The organism is Mesorhizobium sp. M4A.F.Ca.ET.020.02.1.1 (genome assembly GCF_004022645.1).
Lineage (GTDB): Bacteria > Pseudomonadota > Alphaproteobacteria > Rhizobiales > Rhizobiaceae > Mesorhizobium.
Genome location: NZ_RZOI01000601.1, coordinates 1 through 3,832, shown reverse-complemented (window position 1 = coordinate 3,832; position 3,832 = coordinate 1). Strand labels below are relative to the sequence as shown.

General features: G+C 68.1%; 4 protein-coding genes. All 4 read right to left on the bottom strand.

Going from position 1 to position 3,832, the window contains the following annotated elements:
- The coding region (locus EN742_RS27540; protein WP_128333502.1) for a glutamine amidotransferase at positions 1–697 on the bottom strand (697 nt) is incomplete at its 3' end.
- A gap of 34 nt (positions 698–731) precedes the next feature.
- A complete protein-coding gene (locus EN742_RS27535; protein ID WP_126057520.1) occupies positions 732–1,211 on the bottom strand; it encodes a TerB family tellurite resistance protein in 480 nt (159 codons plus the stop codon).
- 36 nt (positions 1,212–1,247) lie between these two features.
- Positions 1,248–2,822 carry a heme biosynthesis protein HemY gene (locus tag EN742_RS27530; RefSeq protein ID WP_128333501.1) on the bottom strand — a complete coding sequence of 525 codons (1,575 nt, stop codon included), beginning with the start codon at positions 2,820–2,822 and terminating at the stop codon, positions 1,248–1,250.
- 10 nt (positions 2,823–2,832) lie between these two features.
- A partial coding sequence (locus EN742_RS27525) for a COG4223 family protein (RefSeq protein ID WP_128333500.1) occupies positions 2,833–3,832 on the bottom strand: 1,000 nt, incomplete at its 5' end.

The window sequence follows — 3,832 nt, the reverse complement described above, 5'->3', positions numbered from 1 at the left end:
ACAGTATCAGCCCCAGGAATTCGCCCAGCCAGCGCTTCAGATGCATGTCCCAGATCAGCCGGCCGCCGAGATGGTCGCGGCCGGGCTGCGCGCCTGGCAGTTCGAAGCGGTGCGCGCCGCGCACCACCCAGCGCTGCATCATCGCCCGGGTCAGCTCGCCGTGGAACTGAATGCCCCAGGCATTGTCACCGTAGCGGAAGGCCTGGTTAGGATAAGTCTCGGCCGTCGCCAAGAGCGTCGCGTCCTTCGGCAGCGAAAACCCTTCGCGATGGAACTGGTAGACCATCTCCGGCCAATGCATCAGCTTCCTGCCGGCTTCCGTCGCCTTCAGCGGATACCAGCCGATCTCGACCAGCCCCTCGCCGTGACCTTCCACCTTGCCGCCGAGATGGTTGACCAGCATCTGCGCGCCCAGGCAAATGCCGAGCAATGGCCGGTTCTCCTTCAGCGGAATGTTGAGCCAGTTGGTCTCGCGGCGGACGAAATCGTCCTCGTCATTGGCACTCATCGGCCCGCCGAACACCACCGCGCCCGCATGGCCGTCCAGCGTGCCCGGCAATTCATCGCCGAGCGGCGGCCGGCGGATGTCGAGATCGAAACCTTCTTCCAGAAGCATATGGCCGACGCGGCCGGGGCTCGAACTCTCCTGATGCAGCACGATCAGGATCTTTGGTCTCGAACACGGTCTGGGAGGCATCGTGAGGCGGGACCCCGGCTATTCGTCGCCCTGACTATTCATCGCTTGAGGTTCCGCGTGCCCCCGGCGCCCGGGCCGCCGCCTTTTGGCGCGCCTCGACGCGGTCGCGCCGTTCGACGCCGATCAGCTCGGCGACGCGCCACACGGTGTTGTCCTCCAGCTCGTGCAATTCGCCGTCGGCATAGACGATCTCCCACATCAGGCCGACGAAAGCCTTGCGCGCCTCGGCGTCGAGATGGCGTTTCAACACGCTGGTGAAAGCATAGAGGTCGATCGCCTCATTGTCGGCGCGCTCGCCGGCGGCCGCCAGCGCATCGAGCTCCTCGCCGCCGATCGAATAGGTCTGCGCCAGCACCGCCTTGAACCGTTCCCACTCGACGTCCTGGCGCACGCCGTCGGCGTTCATCACGTGATAGAGCAGCGCCGACGCGGCGACGCGCGGGTCGTCCGCGTTGGCGCGCGCGCCCGCTCCACCTGGCAGATCCCTCAAGAAGGACAAGACGCGTTCGAACATCACTTCATTCCCATAGCGCCGGGATCGCTCCCGGCCTCAAAACAAACGAAACCGGCGCGGCGCCTTTTCCGCCTCGCCCGGGTCGACGCCGGGGTCGTCGGGCAGCCTCGTCAGTTCCTCCGCCGGCTCCACCCCTTCAGCATCGTCAGGCACGGCGGCAAAGGCGGCGGCGGTGACCGGTTTGACCTGATCCGCATCGGACGCCGCCGACCCATCCGCCGAAACGGCGTCAAGCGTCTTTTCCTTCGCCGACTCCGGCGACACGGCGATCGCCGGCACGACGGTCTCCGCAGCCTCGTCATGGCTGTCGATGAGATGGCCGAGACGCTCCATCGGCGCCCGCCATTCGAAGGCGTCGAGCTTGCCGGTGACCGGCGACACCGGCACCCAGCGTTCGGAGATGACGCCGTCGGCGACCCAGGCAGGATCGCGCGGCGCCCTGACCGCCTTGGAGAGCAGCTGCCTGACCTTGCCCTGGTCGCCGGTCTCGGCCTCCTCGATGTCGGCCAAAAGCAGATAGGCGCCTTCGCGCCGGTCCATGCGGATCGCCGCATCCGCCTCGCGCCGGGCGGTGGCGAAGTCCTGCGCGTCGAGCGCCGCGCGGGCGACGGCCATCGACGACTCCGCATGGTTCTTCTTCAGGTCCTGCAGCTTCTTCGCCCGGTTCAGCCGGTCGCCGACGGCATCGCCAGGACGGGCATGAGTATAGAGCTCGGCGATTTCCGGGTGCGGCTCGGCCCGCCACGCCGTTTCGAGGATCCTGGAGCCCTTGCGCACATCGTTCTGCCGGAACAGCAGCTTGGCGGCGGCGACCGCCGCCGGTGCGAATTCCGGCACCAGTCTGTTGGCTTCGAGCGCCGCGGTCCTCGCCGCATTGGCGTCGCTGTCGATCAGCGCCTCAGCCTTGGCGGTGAGCAGCACGGCCCGGCGCCGGTTGGCGGCATCGCGTTCGATCTGCCGTGTCGACTTCTGCGCCTCGACCAGCTTCAGCGCGCCGTCCCAGTCGCCGCGCCCGGTCAGCTCCTCCAGCGTCGATTCGGCGGCCCACGCAAGCTGCGGCGCCACGGCCGCGGCGCGCCCGGCATAGTGCCTGGCGGCGTTGCGGTCGCCGAGGCGCTCGGCTTCCAGATAGAGGCCGCGCAGGCCGAGCAGCCGCATCTCGGGATCGTCGAGCATCGCCTCGAATTTTTCGCGCGCGCCTTCGTGATCACCTTCCAGCAGCGAGGCCTGCGCCTCCAGGAGATGGATCAGCGGCTCCTGGTCGGAGCGGATCAGCTTGGCCGCTTCCTTGGTCTTCTTGCGGGCCAGCGCGCCATCGCCGGCGCCGGCGGCGATCATGCCGGTCGACAGCGCCTGGTAGCCGCGGTCGCGGCGGCGCACCCGGAAATAGCGCGAGATGGTGTAAGGGCTGTTCCATAGCGACTTCACCAGCCACCACAGGATCATCACCGCGGCGACGACCGCGACCACCGCCACCGCCGCCACCATCAGGCTGACCTGATACTGATAGCCGTTGAAGGTGATCACCATGTCGCCGGGACGATCGGCCAGCCAGGCGAAGCCGAGCCCGAGCGCAAAGACGACGGCGAGGAAGATGAGGATGCGGATCATCTGGTCTCCCTCACGCCTTCATCGCGCCGGCAATCAGCGAATCGATCAGCTTTTCGACCTCGAGCCGCGCCTTCAGCTTGCCGGCAAAATCGGCGCCGGCCGACTTCACTGCCTCCGGCAACGTGTCATATTCACTGAGCGCCTTGGCATAGTCGCCCTGGTTGACCGCCACCTCCAAGCGCGCCACGGTCTCCGGCGCGCCCTTGCCTTCGACGGCGCCGATCGGCCGGACCTTGACCAGCGATTCGGCGCTCGACATCAGGTTCTGCAGGAAGCCTGCATTCTGGTCGACAGGCGTGGCGGCGGCGACCATCGCATTGGCGGCGGCATCGACCTCGGCGGCGATGTCCGTACGGGTCGAAACGCCCTTCTCGGCATAGGCGCGCAGCGTCGCGATCTCCGGCGCATCGGGCGCAATCGCCGCGAAAGTCTCGAGTTCGGCGGCGAACGGCGCCCCGCGATCGAGCGCCGACTTCAGCGCCGACGCCGCGATGGCCATCGCGATTTTGGGCTGCGAGGCCTGCGCCTCGACCTTGCCGGAGAGCTGCGACACCGACTGCTCCAGCGCCGCCAGCCGGCCGTCCTGCGCCTTCGCCGCCTCGCCGGCGGATTTCACCAATGCGTCCAGCCCGGCGAGCTTTTCATCGAGCGGCCCGAGATCGACCGGCGCCGCACTGCCGGCCTTCTGCAGGTCGGCGATCGCCGTCTCGACCTGCTTGAGCTTGTCGCCAAGTGCCGCTACCCCGGCCCCGTCACCGGCGCCGCCTTGCTCGACCGCCGATTTCAGTGCCGCGACATCGCTCCTGACCTGATCCAGCGCCGACGACAGCCCGTCGACCTTGGCGGCATCGCCATTGCCGCCCGCTTGCTTCAAGCCCGCGATCTCGCTCTTCAGCGCGGCGATCTCGCCATTGACGCCGTCGAGCGAGACGCCGCCCGACCCCGGCGCGCCGATGAGGCCGGCGAACTGCAGGCCGCCGGCTGCGGCCAGCGCGATGACGCCGCCGATC